Source organism: Brevibacillus sp. 7WMA2, from assembly GCF_010748895.1.
Taxonomy (GTDB): domain Bacteria; phylum Bacillota; class Bacilli; order Brevibacillales; family Brevibacillaceae; genus Brevibacillus_B; species Brevibacillus_B halotolerans.
In genome coordinates this window covers 863,552-882,481 of sequence record NZ_CP048799.1, presented here as the reverse complement: position 1 = coordinate 882,481, position 18,930 = coordinate 863,552, and the positions used below count along the sequence as shown (strand labels likewise).

Genomic DNA, 18,930 nt, shown 5'->3' with positions numbered 1-18,930 from the left:
GTACGATTTTATGATTGGAATAGCAAGATAGTGAAATTTTATAGAGGCCTTTTATGTTACAACTAGTAGTGTGCTTGTTTGCATGGAATGGAGGATTTTTATGGAAAAAACAACAAGGTATCCGAAGTGGGATGCTCCTTATTTCACTGGTAAAAAAATAGAGAAGATATATTGTTTCCCATGGTGTACGGAAAAGTTTCATCCAGAAAACACGATTCAATTTCAGTCGCGGGCGAATGCTGAACAGGCAGGATACCGGCCTTGTAGAAAATGCTGTTCCACTCTTCCTATAGACGCTTGGACGGATAAACAGAGTGAGCTAACACTGGTCGTGCCAAAGGAATTCAGCTTTAACGAAAATATGAAATATTTGTCCAAAGAGCCTAATGAATGCTTATTTTATTGTAAAAACCACCGAATTTACAGAGCTATTCCTATTGAAGCCGAAACACCTGTAGTAGAAATACGTTCGGATCAGGATAACATGCTACACATTCGTTTTCTAGGAACTACAATACCATCCTGCAAATGGATACGAGCCGAGGTCGCCCGTTATGTAAGAGATTGGTTTGATTTGGATACAGACTTGCGCCCTTTTTACGATTTGGCTAAATCAGATGCATTGCTACAAAGAGCAGTTACTACTTTTAGTGGTCTCCGAAACATTGGAATTCCTGATCTGTTCGAAGCAATCTGCTGGGGAATTATCGGGCAGCAAATCAATCTACCCTTCGCTTATACGCTGAAAAGACGACTGGTGGAGGCCTTTGGCCGAAGCATTGAATGTGATGGTGAAACGTATTGGATATTCCCCTCCCCGTGTGAGATCGCCGCTCTGACAATAGAAGACTTGAAGGGATTACAAATGACAGGGAAAAAATGTGAGTATTTAATTGGTGTAGCTCAGCTTATGGTGGAAGGTAACATAACCAAAGAGCAATTAGGGAACTGCGGAGATTATAAAAAAGCGGAAAACATGCTTGTCAAAATCCGTGGCATTGGACCATGGACTGCTAATTACGTTTTAATGCGTTGCCTGAGGATGCCCTCCGCTTTTCCAATAGATGATGTAGGTTTACACAATGCGATTAAATATCTTCAGGGCACCCCACAAAAGCCCACGAAAGCAGAAATTGTAAAGCTTTCTGCGACATGGACAAATTGGGAAGCCTATGCCACCTTTTATTTGTGGAGATTTCTCTATTAGCCTAGCTGTAGAGCCGTATCAGATGAACTGTTCATCAGTGTTATAGCTTAGTGGAGTCAAAAATGGAGGTATTCAGGAATTTGCCCCTACAGAGAACAGCTTTTCTTTTTTATTCACAAAAACACGAAGCCAGTATTCCCTATCGGGATACCGGCCTTTTCCTTGTATTGCTCTATTTATTTATTTTTCGTTTCGATAAGTTGGAGAAGCTAATTGGTCTTAGCTGTTTCCCTACGCCCACCCAAGGATAGGATGGCAATGGTAATAAGAATACACAGGGTACCCAACCAATCCGTTAAACCAAAGGGTATCTGTAGCCAAATCACTGATAGGACGGCGGCAGAAACAGGCTCGACACAAGCTAATAAACTAGTTTCGGGGGCACTAAGGTACTTAAGACTTTCCAAATAACAGTAAAAGGCAATCAGTGTTCCAAATAGTACAATAAACATTACGGCTAAAGTGGAAGACATCGACCATTGTCCCTCCAGCCTCCAAGGGGGATGAACAAAACTAAAGCCGATACCTCCGATTAGCATCGCCCAGCCTACAACGATAGCTGCTCCCCATTTAGCAAGAAGCTTGTGTGGATGTAATGTATAGAAAGCCAATGCTACCGCCGAGGCTAGCCCCCAGAATAATGCTAAGCCAGAAATAGAGAGGCTATTGATGCTTCCATGTGTAACCAGTAAGAACGTTCCTAAGAGAGCTAGAACGACAGCTAGTAATTCTTTTAACATGGGTAGCCTTTTTAGACGAATCGCCACATAGCATGTAATTAGCACAGGGGCCAAATATTGAAGAATAGTAGCTGTCGCTGCATTTCCATGCTTAATAGCTGCAAAATAAGTATATTGAACAGCCAACATTCCTAAAATACCAAACAAGATAAGGCTGAGTCGCTCTTTGGTGTTTTTCCATATGCCCCAGATATTTTGTTTCTCTTTTCTATAGGCAACTGCTAATAGAATAATACCCGACAGTAAAAGACGTATAACGACTAACCACTCAGGACTGAAGCCTTGTTGCTGAAACAAATATTGAGCAACAGTCCCAGATATTCCCCACAGCATAGCCCCTGTTAGTACGAGGGTAACTCCGAATTTTCTCGACATTACAATCTGTTCCGTTTTCATATGGTCTCCTCACTGATCTGTTCATCTTCAAGATTGTTTATATCATTACATCAGCTGATATACTTCTTTCATAGGACGCAGCCAATTTTGTTCCATAATCTCTGCAGCTAGTTTTCCATTTTTCTGGACAAAGGCTTGCACGATTCTCTCATGTTCATCAATAGACTCTTCCTTAGGAATGTGCTGTTGTTTAAAAAAGATATATTCTAAGCGTTGAATATGTAGCTGCAGAACAGATGTAAAATTTATGATATAGGGATTGTCCACAATTTCTAAAATAAATGTATGAAATTGACTATCCATTTCTACAATTTTTGGTATATCTTTATCGTAGATTGCCTGTTTATAGCTGGCATTGATCTCGTTTAATGTAGCAATTTGCTCTTCTGTAATTGCAGTCGCAGCTAATTGGGCCGCTAATGCTTGAAGTGAAGCAAGCGGTACATACATTGTCTGTACATCTTCCTTTGAAACAGTAGTAACTCTTGTATCCCGTCCTCGATATGTTTCAATAAAGCCTTGAACCTCTAGTAGCTGAAAGGCTTCCCTCACAGGAGTCCTGCTCACACCGATCGCCTCTGCAATTTCAGCATCATATAGCTTCTCCCCTGGCTCTAAGGTTCCATCGATAATCCAGCTTTGTAGCTGACGAAAAGCTTTTTCTTTCGCAGTTAATCGAATAGAAGAAGTGTAATTCTTAGGAATTGGCATAGTAACCCCTCTTTATAAAATCATTTAGGTTTTATTTAAATTATCAGAAATATATTTCATATATATACTATAATTTATAACATTTTATCTATAAGGTCAAACGAATTGCTGGTTTTCTATACATTTCTAAAGTAGCATAGGCCTTTTAGATATCATTTTACACAAAGAAGCTAGTATCCTATATGCTAAAAGGATTACTAGCTTCTTATGGTTAATCTATTTACATCTTGTAAGAAATTGATGTGGTCACAATTGTAGCTTACCAGCCCCTTTGATACTGTCTAGGTGCCTCAATCTCTACTTGTAATTCATCTGCCGCACCTCTAGCCCAATATGGATTTCGCAACAGCTCGCGGCCTAAGATGATTATATCTGCACGATTATTTTGTAAAATCTCCTCAGCCTGTAACGGAGAGGTAATTAACCCTACAGCACCAGTGGGGATGTTCGCTTCTTCTTTGATCTGTTCTGATAATTTTACTTGATAGCCTGGATACACATTAATAGCTGCCCGTACAAGTGCACCAGAGCTAACATCAATGAGATCCACGCCCTGCTCTTTCATCCAAGCTGCGAATTGTACGTGATCCTCGATGGTTAAGCCTCCTTCTGTATAATCGGTAGCGGAAACACGCACCATCAATGGCCCTTCCCAAACACTTTTCACCTCTGCTATTACTTCGGATAACATGCGGTATCTATTTTCCTGAGAGCCCCCGTATTCGTCTGTTCGTTGATTAGAGAGCGGGGATAAAAATTCATGTAATAAATACCCGTGAGCCGCATGAATTTCAAGAACATCAAAGCCCGCTTGTTTAGCTCTCACCGCACCTTGCTTAAATGCTTCTATTGTCTGTTTGATTTTTTCAACTGACATTTCTTCTGGAACACGGCTGCTCTCATCAAATGCAATCGCAGATGGTCCATAGATGGAACCAGGAACCTCTGCTTTACGCCCAGCATGGGCTAATTGAATTCCCATTTTAGCTCCGTACTGATGTGCTTGCTCGACAATTTTATGTAATCCGGCTATGTGGTCATCATTCCATATTCCCAGGTCAAATTCCGAAATCCGTCCCTGCTCTTCAACAGCAGTTGCTTCCACGATTATAAGACCTACCTGTCCAACTGCGCGCGTTGTATAGTGCGTAATATGAAAGTCAGTAGCTTTTCCGTCCTTTTCAGTTACAGAATACATGCACATAGGGGCCATGACAATCCGATTTTTCAATGTAACCTCTTTTAATTGATAGGGTTGAAATAATTTAACAGTCATCTTACTTCCTCCTCGATTTTGTTTTTTTTGCATATATTTGAATGTTTTTTAGCGGTATGGTTTACCCGTATCGGCTTCAGCAATAGCCTGCTGTAATAAAGCATAGGATCGTTTACGGGCATTTATATCATAAATAGGGGAAACGGCCATCAATTCTTCAATCGGATATCGCTCTTGTAGCGCTCTGATTTTGAGGGTAATGGTTTTTACAGATCCGATTAGAATAGAATGCTTCATCGCTTCTAACTCAGTTAATTCATTTGCTGTATATGGATAGGTGCTTACCGTCTTTGGACTAGCAAGCGGTTGCAACCGCCCTCGATACAATAAATGCGTAAGATGTAACGCGCTTAACGCGAGTTCATTCGCCTCCTCATCCGTATCCGCCACAATAATTTTCATGGCAGCAAGTACTTTCGGTTGCATAAGACGTGATGATGCAGTAAACGTACGTAGATAATGGCTGATAGCCTGATCCATCGCCCCTGGCTGGGAATTGATAAAATGTGCAAATGCATATGGTAATCCCAATTGTCCAGCTACAATTCCACTATTGTCACTAGATCCAAGCATCCAGATTTCAGGCTTATGCGATGGGACTGGGGTAGCTTTCAATCCTGGCAAAGGCTGCTTTTCACTCCATTTGTCATCAATATAGCTAGTCAGATGCTGGACTTGCTCTGGAAAGGTATCAATATCACGCGCCTGTAAATCCTGTAGGGCTCTAGTTGAAAGCGGCATTCCCCCTGGCGCACGGCCAATTCCTACGTCAATACGACCTGGAGCCAAAGCACTTAAAACATTAAAATTTTCTGCCACTTTATAAGCACTGTAATGAGGTAGCATTACACCCCCCGACCCGACACGGATTCTTTTTGTTTTTGCCGCTAAATAAGCGATAAGAACTTCTGGTGAAGAACCAGCCAGTGCTTCGGAATGATGATGCTCAGACACCCAATACCTGTGATACCCAATTTCATCTACGTACTGCGCTAGCTCAGTCGTTTGCTCCAAAGCTAGCTCTGGGGTTCCACCCTCTATTACATACGATTGATCCAGTACACTAATTTTCATGGGTCTCTCCTTTTGCAAATGCTTCATGTGAAATCGCGACAGTAATATAAATCGGTATATCGGAAATTTTCGATATTGGCTTAAAAAAAGAAAAATGAAACGGTGTTCCACTCTTCTTTTACAACTCCTCTCGGAAGTATGTAGCCAGCTTATGCAGCATTTCCTCATTTCTGCGGTAGTACGTCCATTGGCCAAAGCGTCTAGCCTCTAATAACCCCGCCCGTTGCATAATCGCTAGGTATTGTGACGTAGTTGATTGAGAAAGACCTGCTTTTTCTTGAATTTGTCCTACACAGATTCCCCCTGGAAAATTCTCGTAATTACAGGAAGATGGCGGAAAGTGCAGCTCTGGCTCCTTTAGCCAATGTAACATTTGCAATCTGGTTTCATTTGATAAAGCTTTAAAAATCATAACATAATCCATACCGTTGATTATATCGATATTTTCCGATATGTCAATAGCAGTATTCATTTTCAAATCAGTGCTAGATAAGTGAAGTCTCCATATACACTTCTCCATTCAACCTTTTAATCCAGAACTGATCCCTCTCAATCACTCCATATGTATGCGGATGATTCTCTTTAGGAATAGCTACAGAACCAGGATTTAGTATAAACAGATCTCCTTTTTTCTTGGCCACCGGGATATGTGTGTGACCATGAATTAACACATCTCCAGCCGATAATGCTGGATGATGATCCTCATGATAAATATGTCCATGTGTCACAAAAATACGCCGTTTATCCATAACTATTGTATGAGAATCACTCATAATCGGGAAATGAAGAAGCATTTGATCTACTTCTGAATCACAATTTCCACGTACAGCTACAATTCTGTCAGCATACCTATTTAGCAGATTGGCTACTTCTGACGGATTGTATCCATCTGGCAAAGCATTGCGTGGTCCATGATACATCACATCTCCTACTAGGATGATATGGGTTGCTTGCTCACGTTCAAATGCTTCTAAGGCTGCTTTCGCATAGGTCAAAGAACCGTGGATGTCTGAGAGAAAAAATAACTTCATGCTGATTACCACCTTTTCATTTGGTTCATTCCCCTATTATACCAATCTTCGCTTATAGTGTAAGAATAATACCCGTTTTGTCATCAGACGTTTTAAATCTTGGGTATTTCACACATTCTGGATCGCTTCCTTCTAGCTTTGTTAAGGCTTTTGCATAGTTTTCGAGTCCCATCTCTATCATTTTATGAATCATCCTTGACCAATCCTGCTTTTCCTGATTCGCTAATGGCCAAAATAATCCGTCTGTAATTATGACCACATGCTTTACTCCCGCACGATTTATTCTGCCATATTCCACATATTCTATGGCTTGTTTCTCTCCGTTTAGTACGCCGTAACCATGTGGTTCATTTTGCAATTCACGATTTTGAATCATCAAATCTCGAATGAATAGGCTTAATTCCGTGCGAGATAGTAAACCATTCTCAATACCCTCGCACCATTTTTGCAAGGTGCGTTCTTCTACAACTTCCACTTGTTGACGAGTTAATATACGTACATTGTCATTTTCATATACAGCAAAAATCATGCAATCTCCCGTCTGAGCATAAGATATACCGTTCTTCTCGATTGTCACGATTCCAACTGCGGCTCCCCAAAGATTCTGTTTGGAAGAAAGATCAATTCCAGCCTCCTGCATATGTAGGCGTATGAGCAAATTAGCAGTCGATATGTGCTCTTGTAACGGAATAAGACGATGTATCTGTGTAAAATAACGAGCAATGGTTGTTGAAGCCAAGTATCCGCCGGTCTGTTTAAGATCATTCATGAAACCATGTAATGAAGTAACACCATCAACCACACCAAATAGAGGGAGGGTTGGATGAACAATCAACGCATCTTCGTTTAAAAAGCCGATACCCTTGCTAGTAAACGTTTCCATTCTCATTATAGTACCCTCCTACATTCTTCAATGTATCTGTTTATATTTTAAATAATCATACTTATTTTTCTATTATAACTTTTTTCTGCAAAAAAAGAACAACCGGCATGTCCGGTTGTTCTGTCGCATCTATCGCTCATAGAGCTTGCTTATTTTTAGTTCGCTCGTTTTCTCAGCACCACATTATTCGTACGCCTCGTACGTCGTTTCGCGCGTAATAAACGAATGAAGAAAAGGATGAAAAACAAGTTAAGTAACGCCCAGAATACGACAACGCCATAAAGAGCAATTGGATTATGAGTAGGAGCCTGCTCACCAGCCTCTGTAGTAGACACTGCTGTCGGGAGTACTTCAGGTTGCAGATGTAGCCTTCTTTCTTCTCCGTTGGATAAAGTCAATACAAGGTCCCCGTTGCTAAGTAGCTTTTGTTCGTATGTAGTCTGTTTGGGAACCGTGATGAATAAATCCTTATCCGTATAAAAGTTTGCTGCTTTCTCTGTATCATTCTGGGGTTGATACACCAGATACTGTCCTGCATTTACGATCTTTTTCGATTCATAATTTGCAAAGCCAAAATCGAGCATTTTGTGGACATCCTGATAGCTAACCACATTAGATGGTGCCTTCATGGTAACGGCGATCAGTTCTGTATCACCGCGTTTAGCTGTAACCACCAAAGTATTTCGTGCTTGGTCCGTGAAGCCATTTTTTAAACCTGTCGTTCCCTCATAGGTAGTTAGCATTTTATTATGATTGACCAGCACGGTATCCCATTCTTTTTGGTGCCATTCATAACGTTTTGTACCGGCAATTTCACGTAAGAAGGGATTCTTCATAGCATACTGCGCAATCTTAGCCATGTCAGCAGCAGTTGTGTAGTGATTCTCATCATGCAACCCATGTGGATTTGTAAAATGAGTATGTTTCACTCCCACTTTTTCTTTTAAATAGGCATTCACTTTTTCAGCAAATGCTTCTGTGGAACCAGCCATATGTTCGGCAATCACAATGGCAGCATCATTACCTGAATTTAAAATCAACCCAAAGAGTAAATTCCGCATGGATACTTGTTCACCCTCTGCTAGATAGACCCGGGAACCTTCTACCGTTCTCGCCTTATTAGAAACGGTCGCTATATCATTACTATTTCCGTTCTCAATAGCATAAATAGCGGTGGCGATTTTGGTAATACTAGCAGGAAATAAATACTGCTGGGGATTTTTCTCAAATAGCACGGTTCCTGACGAGCCATCCATGAGAATAGCACCTTCCCCTTTTATTTCTTCAAGCGGCAGGGCTGGTGGCTGCGCAGCGTAACTTGGCTGAATTCCAAACGTAATTAGAGAAATACCGATTGCCAAGAACGTTTTCATCCATTTTTTCATGCTTGTAAAATCCTTTCTACGAACAAGTTACCTCACCACTCTATCAAATGGAAAAGGCATTGAACAAGTACAATTTTGGACATTCTATCGATAAAATGCTGGGGAAAATGGGTAAAAATGTTGTATTGACGGCATTTCTGGCTTTTCATTATTAACATAATTTTTTTATGGAAAGGGTGTTACAAATGGATGAACGCATCAGCAAAGACACATTAGGTGAGGTATATATCCCACGATCTGTATATTACGATGCGCAAACCACACGCGCTACCCATAACTTCCCCATTAGCGGCCTTCGTTTACCACGAGCCTTTATTAAAGCACAAGGAATCATCAAGGCCTCTGCGGCTGTTGCAAATACAGAGGTGGGGAATTTACCCGAACATATTTCTAGCGCTATTGTAACAGCCGCAGAAGAAGTGATTAATGGCAAATGGGACGATCAATTTGTAGTAGATGTCTATCAAGCTGGTGCGGGTACCTCTCAAAATATGAATGCTAATGAGGTTATCGCAAACCGCGCGATTGAAATATTAGGCGGTCAAAAAGGAGACTTCACACTTGTCCATCCTAACGATCATGTGAATATGGCACAATCAACGAATGACACGATACATGTCGCCATCAATATTAGTGCTGTCGAGATGATAAAAAAAGAATTGCTGCCATCTCTTCAGCGGCTTCATTACGCTCTAAAACAGAAGGCCAGACAATTCGATCCCATTATCAAATCAGGACGAACCCATTTACAGGATGCTGTTCCCATTCGACTCGGGCAGGAATTTGGTGGCTATGCAGCAGCACTCGTAACGGCTGAAAAAAGTATTCGACATGCTCTGTTGGAGCTATACGTGATTGGTATCGGAGGAAATGCGGTAGGTACCGGGATTAACGCTCATCCTGAGTACGCTGATCGAACATTACGCGAGATTGTGCTTCGAACAGACCTGCCGTTTAAAAAGCCGCGTGATCGGTTCGCTTTTATGCAAAACACCTTAGGAGCCATTCAAGCAAGCCATGCTGTTAAGGAGCTCGCGATTCATCTATTAAAAATCTCTAGCGACTTACGCTTACTTGGCTCAGGGCCACGCACTGGACTTGGCGAGCTGATCCTGCCTGCTGTTCAGCCTGGATCATCTATTATGCCAGGCAAAGTAAATCCTGTGATGGCTGAGATGATGTATATGGTTTGTGCCCAAGTAATTGGTAACGATGCCACAATCACAGCCGCTACGATGGGTGCTCAATTGGAGATTAATGTGATGATGCCAGTTATTGCATATAATCTGTTACATTCCATTCAAATTTTGACGAACGCAATGGAAGTATTCCGTGCAAAATGTATAGAGGGGCTACAGGCTAATGCAGAGCGTTGTCAGTACTATGTTGAGCAAAGTACGGCGCTTGCAACATCCCTTAATCCTGTAATTGGCTATGAGAAAGCCGCCAAAATCGCCAAGACTGCTTATCAAGAGAATAAAACGGTCAGAGAAATCGTTGCGAGAGACACCGAATTGACAATAAGCGAAATCAATGAGTTATTAAATCCTGAACGGCTCGTCTAACCCAAACCAAACCAGTAGCTTATCGACAAATATAATCTAAGCTTTATTGATAGTAAAATAGCCTCGTCACGTAGACTGAGGCTATTCTATGTTATACGTACATCTGTTATTTTCCAAACCGTTTACTTAACAGTTCATTGATCATACGGAATTTTGGATTATCCAGAAAAGCTTCTTCATACCCAATAAAGTGTTCCTTGTATAACGCTTCAGCTGATTCAAAATCTTGTTTGACATAAAGTGAGAAGATTTCTTCCAATCTTTCTTCCATATCAGTGTCAAGCTCTGGTGGGGTCATAATTTCCTGACGCAAACTGTTCATCAGCTCATCTAACTGGTTAGTGACAGTTGAAGCAATATGCAGTTGCTCTAATACGTCGGAAGGAATATTTCCGTCATATTTATAGCGTAATTCATGCTCATTTGTTGCCCAAAAGTTCATGCCCAACGTCCGGATTTGTACCTCACAAGGCAAGATTTTCTTTTCACTGCCATGATACACCGTATAATCACCAATCATATGAATACTACGATAGCCAGATTCTTTCGGATTGGTAATATAGTCTTTAACGTCATGTACCACAAAATCTTCCCGTTCCATCAACAGATTCTGCACTTCCCGCACATCATCAATATAGCGACAAACGACACGGATACCAGCGATGTCGGTAATTTCCTCACACAATCTTTTTTCCCAATCATCTTGGGCAAAATCAATGCCTCTAAGAAGGGCTTTTCGTATTAGACTATCTGTTTTCTTGACTCGCCCAACTACAAATTCAATTGGAGAGTAGCGTCCGCCTTTTAGAAAACCATATTTTATTCCTTTTACCTTTAGCTTTAATTCGTCAACAACTTGCTCATACGGATTTAAAATAGTGACGAGTCGGTTTAATACTTTTTTGGGTATGCGAGCTTTTATGTTTTTAATTTCGCTCATAGGTTAAGAACCCCCATCAATCTCGGATGACACGATAGTCTAGCATTTCTTTTATAGTATTTCGACGTAGCAGCAAGAAATCCTGCCGTTTTCGTGTCGAAATCCTGCAAACTCCAACCTTATTCGGACCGATCCTTCTTTTAGTATAAGAGCAAGCCTCTTAAAATGAAAGCGCATAAGGCATAGCAAAAAGTGGTTGCATACAGAATCTGAATGGTTTGTTTAATATGTTTTGCCTGAAGCTCCACCTTTGGAGTCCCCATGAGTGCACGGTGAGAAACAACCCCTTGATAGGTATTGGTTCCACCTAGTTGAATGTGTAGGGCACCGGCAACAGCCGCTTCACTCCAGCCACTATTTGGACTTGGGTGCTTGCTTGCATCACGAATTCCTGTTTTCCAGGCGTCTTTCCAATCCTTTCCCAGTAAGAACGCTGCTAGGATTAAAAAGATAAAGGTGATCCGAGCGGGAATATAGTTACAGATATCATCTAGCCGCGCGGAAGCCCAACCAAGGTGTAAGTATTTCTCATTTTTATAGCCTACCATTGAATCTAGCGTATTAACTGCCCTATATGCCATAGCGAGCGGGGCCCCACCTAGCATGGCAAAAAATAAGGGGGAGGTTACTGCATCCACAATGTTTTCCGCTACTGTTTCCACAGTGCCACGTGAAATTTCCTTCTCATCCAACTGCTCTGTATCACGCCCTACTACCATGGACAATTGAAATCGAGCTTCTCCTAGATCGCCCTTCTGTAAAGCCGCATAAATCTTTTGCCCAGCCTGAGCCAGTCCTTTCGTAGCAATTGTGGTAGCAATCAACACAACCTCGGCGATATAAGACAGCCACGGATGAATGCTAGCGAGTCCCTTTAGCAAATAATAGGGAACTAAAAAAGCCAAGCCAACGACTACCACTGGAAACAAAAGACCCAGCAATCGACCTGAGAGAAAGGCCGAACGCCCGCGGTTGACAAGGGACTGATATACCGGTCGAATACGACGATCCAACCAGCTAATCACTTTTCCCATGCCAATCACGGGGTGTGGAATCCAACGTGGATCACCAATAATGAGATCTAATAGATAGGCACATAACAAGCTAGTTCCTAGCATTATTTCCATAATTATTCTGCACTCCTACGCTCTTTTCGATTTAGCTCATGGGTAAGCGCCATGCGAGTTGCATCCCTTACTGCACAAGCGATTGCATGGCCCAAGTTCGTAGCAGTTCCAGCATAGGGATGGACGGACTGATAATGTGATTGGTCACATGTAGCCGCTACTACAATAGCATCTGTGGTGGTTCCTGTCGCACCCCTGCCCTCTCCATCGCTAATTCCCATTTCTGCCAATGCAATCGTTTTGGCCTCTGTTGCTGTAATAACAGCATTTACAAGAGCCCCGTCTGTCAAATTCCCATCAATGAATACGACAGTATTAATCGTACCTGCTGCATAGGCATTATAGCGCTGTTCTACGGTACCTGCTCTAGCTGCATTGCCGACACCGGTTGTCACAATTGCACAAAGTTCAAATTCGTCTCCCTTTAACGTAGAGACTCCTACATCCTCCACACAAGCTGCTGTCAACAATCCAATAGTTTGTTCAGGTATGGCTTGATTTTGCAAAACAAACCTTCGAATATCCTCCTCGGGATTATCTGATAAGTAGCTCTTTCCAACATACTGGTTTAGGACCCACTTCGCCTCGCTAATTCCACCACCAAACACAGCACTAGAGCAGGCGCGAAAGCCTTTCGGATAGTGAATAAGCACCCGTTTCTCGTTTACATCCAAATACCAATCTTTTATAAATTGCATGTTTCCCACTCTCCGTCTTCTCGACAACACGTAACCAGAAATTGCCCATGTCCAATGGACGAATCAAAATAACGACCTGGATCATTTTCTAATAAAAGAGCAGAAACCAAGCGCAGCATTCCACCATGAGTAACCACCAGTAAAATTGGTTCTTTCTGAAGCCTCTCTTCAGTACCACTCGAATAACATTTTGTCTGGGTACAGTAAGGGCTGATTTCTCTATTTACGAATTGCTCTAGCCGCTTTTGTAATTCGAGTAATTTCTCCCCGCCAGGAGGAGCAACATTCCACGGGTTATCATAAAATTGATAAATTCTCTCCCGATCCATTCGCTCGATCTCCTGGTACGTCAACCCTTCCCATTCACCAAAAAACACCTCGCGTAAGTCACTACTGGTTCGGACCGAAAGCGTTGGATGAAATTCTGCCACGATCGTCGCTGTTTCCTTTGCTCTCATTAAATCACTTGAAAAAATAGCTGTGAGCGGTTGATTCGCTAAGAATTTTGCGACCTGCTGCGCCTGTGACACTCCTTTGTTCGATAAAGGTGCATCATAGTGTCCAATATATTGTTTTGCCAGATTTTCAGCCGTTACAGCATGACGTAACCAAATAACTTTTACCATCCGACAAAACCTCCGTGATACAGGTAGCTGACCGCCCCAAGAAGCAATACCATTTCAATGCATTCAATTTGTGCCCCATAGGTATCGCCCGTTAAGCCGCCCAGCTGTTTGACAATCATTCGGTTAAACAGATAGTGCGTGACCACCGTGAGTACGAAAAAAATGATCGCTAATTGGTATCCAACTAAAACGATAGCGACAAGACATGAGATAACGATTGAAATGATAATGTGCTTCATACACACATGCTCTCTAAATCCAGACGCCAATCCCTTTCCTTTATGCAAATAAGGCCAAAAATAAACGCATCCAAGCAAAGAAACACGAGCTGCAAATGGAATGATGATCAATAAGTAAATAAGTGACAGCAAAGGTACGCTAGTTGTGATCCAGTATAGAGACACCACCTTTACTGCCAATAAAAGAACACAAGCAAGGACTCCCATTGCTCCCACTCGGCTGTCTTTCATGATTTCTAGCATCCGTTCACGTGAACGAGCAGAACCGAGCCCATCTGCGGTATCCATCCAACCATCTAAATGCAGACCGCCAGTGATATAGACCCAAGAAGCTATCACTACAAGTGAAAGGAGAATATCAGGAAAAATCCACTGCGTAATTCCTGCGATTCCCGCTAAAAAAATTCCTATTACCATTCCTACATAAGGATAATACTTTACGCTTTGATACCAATCCTGCTCTGTCGCTTGAAAGCGTACCGGAATGCGCGTAAGAAAGGTTAAGGCGCTCCAAAACGCATTCATTTGTCACTCGCCTCGCTCCCCTTGATCTTCATCGGGATACCAGCCACTACTAGATATACTTCATCAGCATATTGTGCTACGATCTGATTCGCAAAGCCAGTAATATCCTGAAATGCCCTGCCTAATTTAGATAACGCTACCCCACCTAATCCCACTTCATCACTTACCACTATCCATGTCCGATCTAAGGAGCGCATAGCAGATACACAAGAGATGACTTGTTGTTGACAAGCTTGCCGGATGGCAGACTTACTTAGTTGATCTTCAGGCATCTGCATTAATATGTTCGCAATCCAGCCTGAGAATGTGTCCAATAAAACAATCGATGACTCTGAAGCTGCTTCATGCGTATCGGATTCAGCCATGGTCCGGATCGCCGACTCTAATTCATACGGCTCTTCCACCGTCTCCCAATTATTCACTCTTCGTTCCCTGTGCAAATGAATCCGATTCTGCATCTCTTCATCCCAAGCTTGCCCTGTTGCAAGATACACGAGGGTTCCTCCATGCTTCTGCTTCTGTTGTTGGGCCAGCCTTTCAGCAAAAGCACTTTTCCCCGATCGAACGCCACCTGTAATAAGAATGATCCTCATGATACCTTCGCTCCTTTTATCTCCTAGTTGACAGGATTTGTAGGGATTCACGGAACACGCTTACCATTCGTTCATTCTCTTCCTGTGTTTTTATCGCAAGTCGTATATATCCTTCACCTAAACCTGGATACATACTACAATTTCGAATTAAAATGCCTCTTTTCGCCATCTCTTCCTGAAGAAGATGAGATGGAGTAGAGTCTATATGAACTAATAAGTAATTGGTTTCGCTTCTAAAAGTTGTAACCCCCTGTAGTGCTTCAAGAGATTTTAGCAAGCTCTCTCTTTGCGCAGCAACATATTCCTGCGTTCGCAGTACGTAATCATGCTGCTGAAGTAAGAATTCACCTGCCACTTGGGCCAAATGGTTCACACTCCACGAGATTTGTTTAGCTTTTAGACATTCAATCACTTGCTCTTGACCAATGACGTAACCGAGTCGCAGCCCTGCAATCGCGTACATTTTAGTCATAGAGCGAAATAAAAGCACATGGGGAAGCTTGTGTAAGTCAGTTACTAAAGAATGCTCCTCAGTTTGATTTACAAAATCCAGAAATGCTTCGTCCACACAAAGGTAGGTATTGTGTTGTTCACAAGCAACAGCCACCTTTTGTAATTCGTTACGTGGTAAAAAATTCCCCGTTGGATTGTTAGGATGTCCAATAAACAGCATATCCACCTGTTGCACAAAGCCGCATAGCTCCTCAACATCAGGTAAAAACTGCTGTTCTTTCGTTGTAAATAACATGCGAATCTCACAGTCAGCTTGCTTGGCAATCGCTTCATATTCCGAGAAAGAGGGACAAATAATCCCTACAATCCGTGGCTTGAGAGCAGAAACCGCCAAGTGCAAGCACTCAGCAGCTCCATTCCCTACCAAAATATTTTCCGGTTGTATATGAGATCCAAGCGAACTTGCTAACGCTTTGCGAAGATTACGGCATGTAGGATCAGGATATCGAAGGACCTGTGGTAGCGCTTGATTCAATATTGAAAAAAGCTGCTCAGGAGGTCCAAATGGATTAATATTTGAACTATAATCTAGAATACGATCTGCCTCTAGCCCAAAGGATTCTGCAGCCGTCCATATGTCGCCACCATGTCCAAAACGCTCTATCATAATCATGCTCCTCTTCTTTAATGCCTCACCTAATCTCAGTTGAACGATCTTTAGATCAATTACTCTGGATCAGGTAGACCTAAATCAGAGTAGGTAGCCATTTCTTGCAGTACACGACAAGCAGAATCCATCATTGGCATAAATAATGTAGCTCCAGTTCCTTCCCCTAATCGCATATTTAAGTGAAGAGATGGACGAATTCCTAAGTCTTCCAGAATATATTGATGGGCAGGTTCCACTGATAAATGAGTGGCCATAAGATAAGGAATAATTGCTGGTTGAAGACGTGCAGCTACCAATGCCGCCGCAGAAGCAATCACCCCATCTAATAGTACAGGAATGCGAGAAAGAGCAGCACCAAGCGTTACCCCAGCCATCCCGGCAATCTCTAAGCCACCTACCTTAGCAAGTACATCCAACGCATCGTCTGCCTGAGGCTTATTTACCTCAATACCGCGTTGAATTGCTTCACGTTTGATTAAAAGAGATTTGTCATTTATACCCGAACCTCGTCCTACAAGACCTTCTTCCAGCGGACGACCTAATAATACACTGGTAAGCGCCGCGCTAGGCGTTGTATTTCCGATTCCCATCTCACCCAAAGCGATGACATTACTACCCTTTTTCGCCAGTTCCTGCGCTGTTTCAATTCCAACCAAGATCGCTTGTGCAGCTTCTTCTCTACTCATTGCTGGGCCTTTAGCAAAGTTGTTTGTTCCTGCTTTCACTTTCTTATTGATTACATTCTCAGGTACTTCGGGTGCTTTAGAGCCAATGTCAACTACTGTTACCTCGGCCCCCACTTGTCTAGCTAACACGTTTACTGCTGCTCCAGCATTGATGAAGTTAACCATCATGAGTTGAGTTACTTCCTGAGGGAATGCGCTTACACCCTCGTCCACAATACCATGATCACCACACATGACCACGACATCCTTGCGCCCGATACGCGGTTTAGCTTGTCCTGTAATACCTGCTAACTGAACAACTATATCTTCTAAAACACCTAGACTTCCAACAGGTTTAGTCAAACGTTTTAGTTCTTTTTTTGCTTGCTCGGCTGCTACCAGATCTATTGCTGGTATCGTATGTATTACTCCAGATAATTTATCGCTAAAGCTCATGTCAAATTCCTCCTCAGATGTCTAGGTCGATTGCCCGTTTAGAATAAATATCTTACTTTTCTAGTATAGCAGAATAAAAGAAAAAAGGGTTGGCTTCCTCACCACCACCCCACAAAATCCACAAATTATTCACTTATATTTTTTTGTTATCTGAAATAACGTCCAAAATACTTTGCAAACTGGTCAGCTTCTCATTTACTTTACGTGTCTTTTCGGAAATACTTTGTAAATTAACAAGGGATGCGAGAGAGGTTCGCTGTTGTCTCTTTTTTTCTTTTTCCCATTGCTCTAAATATTTATCCATCGTCGCAGGATTGCTTAACACTCTGGCAACACGTGTTGGCTGTTGCTTTAGCCACGCTTCAAATTCAGGATAATCACGCAAAATTCGTTTCGCGGTACTTTTTTTCACTGACTATTTCCCCTCTCCTGTGCATGATTGAAAAGCACATGATTTCCCTACTAACATATGACTAGTCCGCTCTTGCCGTTTGTGTGAATAACCAGTGCAACAAGAAAGGGCTAAAATCTAGGGCAAATGTGGAATTATTCCAGAAAAGGGCTCTTGTTTACAGCAAGAATGTCAGGGGATACATATACATGCATTGTAAATATCCTGATTGGTCAAATGAAAGGGGCTATGTATAACATGTTCGATATCACCACTTTACAGTCTCTGGTCGGCAAGACTGTGCGCCTCTATAGAGGTAGAGCTGAAACAATACGTGGAATCCTACTGGCTACCAAATCAAACTACCTCGTTCAATTAACAGAAGATAGCCAAGTCTTGTATTATTATTTGCCGCCGCTCACTAGTATTGAAGAGGATTTTCGAAACCCGCCTTTTGAAATTAAAAAAGGAATCCCTCAGGAGGTTATCGAAGCTGAATCATACGAACAGCTATTAAAATCGCTCGTTAATAAAAGAGTACGAATTAATCGAACTGGGAAAGATTCATACACAGGATTACTTCGTTTCGCTGGCACTGACTATGTAGCCCTGCAAACCGAAAAAGGGACATTAGTATATTATCAGCTAAGTGAAATCAAGTGCATTGGTATTCTAAACAAAACACATGGGCGTTCTCAAAAGGATGGAACTCATTCCAAAATTAGAACGAAAAGCCCTTTATATCAACTTCATGATGCACCTAATTTCTCCGCTTTATTAGACAAATTACGAAATACATTCGTTCACGTTCATTTCACTAGTTATGAACCCATCTCAGGAATTTTGACCGAAGCTGATCAAAATCAAATTGCCTTAGTCCATAATAAAGAACTCGTCTGGATTTCAAAAGCAACTATTGCTAGTTTAACAACAACAACAAGATCATCTTCATCATCATCTTCATCATCTTCATCTTCATCTGACACTGTCTCCCCTGCTAATCAGAATGCTAGACATGTAGGTAATCGAGAAGTTTTCTGTCTGCGTGTTAAAAAACGCGATAGACAGAAACAAAAGTACTTCTCCACACCGCCTGCAGTAAGAATTCATCCAAAAAAGAAGCCCTCAAAGCATCAAATTTCGTTAAAAACACCATATCCTTTCAATCAAAGAGGAAATTCGCTCCAATCGGTTACCATAAAATTGCCAGGTATGTCTTATCCAAAATGGAACAGATAGATGTTACTTTCCCGTTCTCCTAGGAAAGGAGGAAGCTCTA

The 18,930-nt window shown here is 41.9% G+C and carries 20 protein-coding genes; 3 read left to right on the top strand and 17 right to left on the bottom strand.

Features of this window, described 5'->3' with window-relative positions; genetic code table 11:
• The first annotated feature begins 100 nt into the window (after positions 1-100).
• Positions 101-1,207 carry an Ada metal-binding domain-containing protein gene (locus tag GOP56_RS03755; protein ID WP_163244545.1) on the top strand — a complete coding sequence of 369 codons (1,107 nt, stop codon included), beginning with the start codon at positions 101-103 and terminating at the stop codon, positions 1,205-1,207.
• A 209-nt stretch (positions 1,208-1,416) separates the two neighbouring features.
• On the opposite strand, the gene GOP56_RS03750 is transcribed toward GOP56_RS03755, so the two are convergent.
• The 8 genes from GOP56_RS03750 to GOP56_RS03715 all read right to left on the bottom strand — a co-directional run bounded on the left by GOP56_RS03750 (position 1,417) and on the right by GOP56_RS03715 (position 8,703).
• The gene (locus tag GOP56_RS03750) at positions 1,417-2,343 is read right to left on the bottom strand and encodes a DMT family transporter (protein ID WP_163244544.1); all 927 of its coding nucleotides are present in this window, start codon (positions 2,341-2,343) and stop codon (positions 1,417-1,419) included.
• Positions 2,344-2,388: 45 nt separating this feature from the next.
• Positions 2,389-3,054, bottom strand: a complete 666-nt coding sequence (locus GOP56_RS03745) for a GntR family transcriptional regulator (RefSeq protein WP_163244543.1) — start codon at positions 3,052-3,054, stop codon at positions 2,389-2,391.
• A 259-nt stretch (positions 3,055-3,313) separates the two neighbouring features.
• Positions 3,314-4,330, bottom strand: a complete 1,017-nt coding sequence (gene namA, locus GOP56_RS03740) for an NADPH dehydrogenase NamA (RefSeq protein ID WP_096885475.1) — start codon at positions 4,328-4,330, stop codon at positions 3,314-3,316.
• A gap of 48 nt (positions 4,331-4,378) precedes the next feature.
• Positions 4,379-5,404, bottom strand: a complete 1,026-nt coding sequence (locus GOP56_RS03735; RefSeq protein WP_163244542.1) for an LLM class flavin-dependent oxidoreductase — start codon at positions 5,402-5,404, stop codon at positions 4,379-4,381.
• Between the two features lie 118 nt (positions 5,405-5,522).
• A complete protein-coding gene (locus GOP56_RS03730; RefSeq protein WP_003337371.1) occupies positions 5,523-5,828 on the bottom strand; it encodes an ArsR/SmtB family transcription factor in 306 nt (101 codons plus the stop codon).
• Between the two features lie 61 nt (positions 5,829-5,889).
• Complete coding sequence (gene yfcE, locus GOP56_RS03725) at positions 5,890-6,435, bottom strand: phosphodiesterase (RefSeq protein WP_163244541.1); 546 nt, start codon at positions 6,433-6,435, stop codon at positions 5,890-5,892.
• Between the two features lie 52 nt (positions 6,436-6,487).
• A complete protein-coding gene (locus GOP56_RS03720; RefSeq protein WP_163244540.1) occupies positions 6,488-7,324 on the bottom strand; it encodes a protein phosphatase 2C domain-containing protein in 837 nt (278 codons plus the stop codon).
• Positions 7,325-7,473: 149 nt separating this feature from the next.
• Positions 7,474-8,703 carry a D-alanyl-D-alanine carboxypeptidase family protein gene (locus tag GOP56_RS03715; protein ID WP_003337368.1) on the bottom strand — a complete coding sequence of 410 codons (1,230 nt, stop codon included), beginning with the start codon at positions 8,701-8,703 and terminating at the stop codon, positions 7,474-7,476.
• A 185-nt stretch (positions 8,704-8,888) separates the two neighbouring features.
• Between GOP56_RS03715 and GOP56_RS03710 the strand changes: the two genes are divergently transcribed.
• Complete coding sequence (locus tag GOP56_RS03710; protein WP_163244539.1) at positions 8,889-10,268, top strand: class II fumarate hydratase; 1,380 nt, start codon at positions 8,889-8,891, stop codon at positions 10,266-10,268.
• 106 nt (positions 10,269-10,374) lie between these two features.
• Here the strand turns inward: GOP56_RS03710 and GOP56_RS03705 are convergent, their stop codons facing one another.
• From GOP56_RS03705 to GOP56_RS03665, 9 genes are all read right to left on the bottom strand, one after another.
• The gene (locus GOP56_RS03705) at positions 10,375-11,208 is read right to left on the bottom strand and encodes a GTP pyrophosphokinase (protein WP_003342140.1); all 834 of its coding nucleotides are present in this window, start codon (positions 11,206-11,208) and stop codon (positions 10,375-10,377) included.
• 140 nt (positions 11,209-11,348) lie between these two features.
• Positions 11,349-12,335 carry an adenosylcobinamide-phosphate synthase CbiB gene (gene cbiB / locus GOP56_RS03700; RefSeq protein ID WP_121474142.1) on the bottom strand — a complete coding sequence of 329 codons (987 nt, stop codon included), beginning with the start codon at positions 12,333-12,335 and terminating at the stop codon, positions 11,349-11,351.
• Positions 12,336-12,337: 2 nt separating this feature from the next.
• Positions 12,338-13,033 (bottom strand): adenosylcobinamide amidohydrolase, encoded by a 696-nt coding sequence (locus GOP56_RS03695; protein ID WP_003337363.1) that lies wholly within the window; start codon positions 13,031-13,033, stop codon positions 12,338-12,340.
• Positions 13,021-13,659 carry a histidine phosphatase family protein gene (locus GOP56_RS03690; protein ID WP_163244538.1) on the bottom strand — a complete coding sequence of 213 codons (639 nt, stop codon included), beginning with the start codon at positions 13,657-13,659 and terminating at the stop codon, positions 13,021-13,023. Before GOP56_RS03690 ends, GOP56_RS03695 begins: the two co-directional genes overlap by 13 nt.
• Positions 13,653-14,423 carry an adenosylcobinamide-GDP ribazoletransferase gene (gene cobS / locus GOP56_RS03685; protein ID WP_163244537.1) on the bottom strand — a complete coding sequence of 257 codons (771 nt, stop codon included), beginning with the start codon at positions 14,421-14,423 and terminating at the stop codon, positions 13,653-13,655. The genes GOP56_RS03690 and cobS overlap by 7 nt, the downstream gene beginning before the upstream one ends.
• On the bottom strand, positions 14,420-15,016 hold the full coding sequence (cobU, locus tag GOP56_RS03680) for a bifunctional adenosylcobinamide kinase/adenosylcobinamide-phosphate guanylyltransferase (RefSeq protein ID WP_163244536.1): 597 nt from the start codon (positions 15,014-15,016) through the stop codon (positions 14,420-14,422). Before cobU ends, cobS begins: the two co-directional genes overlap by 4 nt.
• Before the next feature lie 16 nt (positions 15,017-15,032).
• Positions 15,033-16,136: a threonine-phosphate decarboxylase CobD gene (cobD, locus tag GOP56_RS03675; RefSeq protein ID WP_121474138.1), complete on the bottom strand. Its 1,104-nt coding sequence runs from the start codon at positions 16,134-16,136 to the stop codon at positions 15,033-15,035.
• 59 nt (positions 16,137-16,195) lie between these two features.
• Entirely contained in the window at positions 16,196-17,260 is a 1,065-nt protein-coding gene (cobT, locus tag GOP56_RS03670) for a nicotinate-nucleotide--dimethylbenzimidazole phosphoribosyltransferase (protein ID WP_121474137.1), read from the bottom strand.
• A 133-nt stretch (positions 17,261-17,393) separates the two neighbouring features.
• Positions 17,394-17,672: a hypothetical protein gene (locus GOP56_RS03665; protein ID WP_003337357.1), complete on the bottom strand. Its 279-nt coding sequence runs from the start codon at positions 17,670-17,672 to the stop codon at positions 17,394-17,396.
• Positions 17,673-17,909: 237 nt separating this feature from the next.
• Here GOP56_RS03665 and GOP56_RS03660 point away from each other — a divergent pair, with 237 nt between their 5' ends.
• The gene (locus GOP56_RS03660) at positions 17,910-18,890 is read left to right on the top strand and encodes a hypothetical protein (protein ID WP_163244535.1); all 981 of its coding nucleotides are present in this window, start codon (positions 17,910-17,912) and stop codon (positions 18,888-18,890) included.
• The last annotated feature ends 40 nt before the right edge of the window (positions 18,891-18,930 follow it).